Origin of the sequence: Gemella sp. GH3 (genome assembly GCF_013415425.1) — a bacterium.
Taxonomy (GTDB): Bacteria; Bacillota; Bacilli; order Staphylococcales; family Gemellaceae; genus Gemelliphila.
The window spans coordinates 1-398 of the sequence record NZ_JACBYC010000254.1 but is presented as its reverse complement, the minus strand read 5'-3'; the positions used below and the strand labels follow the sequence as shown (position 1 = coordinate 398).

Genomic DNA, 398 nt, shown 5'->3' with positions numbered 1-398 from the left:
ACAAGTTTATTCGAGGATAGTGAAATATTGACGATGGTCAAATATGATGAAGACGGCCCTGGTACTCCAGGATCAGTACAACACTCTATCTTTACTTTAAATGGTCAAGTATTTATGGCAATTGATGCTAATAATGGTGAAGAATTACCTATGAACCCTGCCATGTCATTATATGTCACTGTTAAGGATGCTATGGAAATGGAACGTTTATTTAGTGGTTTGAAAAAAGAAGGCGCTATTCTAATGCCTAAAACTGAAATGCCACCTTTTAGAGAATTTGCATGGGTGCAAGACAAGTTTGGCGTGAGTTTCCAACTCGCTTTACCAGAATAAGAATAAAATATTTTAAAAACTCCGTACGGTAACTTATCAAGGTTATCGTACGGAGTTTTTTATTA

At 35.9% G+C, this 398-nt stretch carries 1 protein-coding gene; it reads left to right on the top strand.

Translation table 11 applies throughout. The features are described from left to right. Positions 1 to 333, top strand: a 333-nt coding sequence (locus HZY83_RS08190) for a VOC family protein (RefSeq protein ID WP_179943540.1), incomplete at its 5' end; no start/stop codon positions are given. Between the last annotated feature and the right edge of the window lie 65 nt (positions 334 to 398).